Annotated in this window: 2 protein-coding genes; one reads left to right on the plus strand and one right to left on the minus strand. The window is 41.9% G+C overall.

Annotated elements, in window-relative coordinates:
- On the plus strand, window positions 1-242 hold a 242-nt coding region (locus OKC40_RS22390), incomplete at its 5' end, for a hypothetical protein (protein WP_270797018.1).
- Window positions 243-379: 137 nt separating this feature from the next.
- Here the strand turns inward: OKC40_RS22390 and OKC40_RS22395 are convergent.
- Window positions 380-535: a hypothetical protein gene (locus OKC40_RS22395; protein WP_201991553.1), complete on the minus strand. Its 156-nt coding sequence runs from the start codon at window positions 533-535 to the stop codon at window positions 380-382.
- Window positions 536-1548 lie beyond the last annotated feature (1013 nt).

Genomic DNA, 1548 nt, shown 5'->3' on the forward strand with positions numbered 1-1548 from the left:
TCGACACTCTTTATCCGCCCCCGGTCTTCACATTTAGATTATTCAGATTAGGCGACAACTATTCTGACACCGGGGGCGAAGCTGAAGTACTTAATTACTGTGAGCCGGCTTGGTGTGTTGCAGATGTATTGTCGGGATGGATTAAAGTAACGCACTCCTCTGAATTTAATAATGTTCAAGTTACATGCTTTAGTCATTATCAACGATTTTATAATGAAGCGATCGGTAGCAGGGAGCAATAGGCTCCCTGAAAAAATCATTCATCTTCCTCATCAGGACGCTCATCGTAGCCCCGACTCTGCCAATAGGCATCGTGCTCGGGGTTTAATTGACGCGAACGGTTATCGTCGTCATCCTTTTTACACATGTGATTTCCTTACTATTTCGTTGTTGGTTTTAATGGGGGAACAGCAACAGTTTTTTGTGCACGAGCAGTAAAGCTGTCTTTACTCACACCCCCTCCCTGCTGCTTAGCTTCGGCACTGTGGATACGTGATACGGCTTCTGGGGTCATTGGCTTTTTGTTATTGCTCATGATGGTTCTCCGTGTCATCTCCAGTGGACTTACTGGATAGCGACAATGTATGAAAATTGAAGCCATCTGACAGGGGGCAAAAAATGGAAATTTTTGTAGGGTCTGGTGTAGAGGGGGGGCGAAATGTTGTGGTCGATAAAACTGACCCCGTTTTCAGTCTGAGTTCACTAATTATCGGCTGCTTTACTCCTGAGTCAGCCAAGCTGAATAGGTCTGTATACTCTAATTACCAGAATTAGATATTGACGGAATCGTTGTTTTTATTATATTTTAGATGCAGGCTTATTCAATTCCCACTCTGGGCAACAATGCGTAATTTATTGGTTTTTTTTCGCCAGCAGCTAAAATCTATAGCCCTATCACTTACCTTGAACAAATAACCAAATCAAATATATCATCACAGCGTGTACTAAGTGAGATAATATATGTGGTCACTCAGCATTCATCTTGTTTAAGATGGTTTTCTATATAGATCGTATTTCATTTTGAAATACAGGGGATGTAAATGAAGGTCAGAATGAAAAGGTATAATTCTTGAGCATCTACAAGATAGCGTCGAAGGCATACATGAAATGCATAATAAGCCATCTCTTGGTTGGGATTCGATTGGGTGCAAAAAGGCGGCTTGGTTATAATTAATGGTATCCCATTGTACTATCTTGGAACAAGATGCTGAGATGAGTATGGAGGGGTTGGTTATTGCATATCCAGTCGCTTTATCTTCATAATTTTATGTTTTTTCTGAGTTGTCTGTATGGTGAACAGGCTCAGCAAGTCGTTGGGTAGGAGTGTCTGCCACCATATGGCAGCGCAAAAATGTTCATTGCCATATAGTGGCACGGATTTTTGGCATTGAGATAGTAGTTTCATTAGCTTAAGGCCTTGTTTTATAAAGCGCCATTTTTTAATGATTAGGGTTTGTGTACATGATAAAACCATACCTGATTACCCATGACCCTCAGCCAGCTTCAAGAGCCGATATGGCATCGGAGGGCTTGCCACGACTGCATGCC

The organism is Aeromonas sp. QDB11 (genome assembly GCF_027705265.1).
Taxonomy (GTDB): domain Bacteria; phylum Pseudomonadota; class Gammaproteobacteria; order Enterobacterales; family Aeromonadaceae; genus Aeromonas; species Aeromonas allosaccharophila.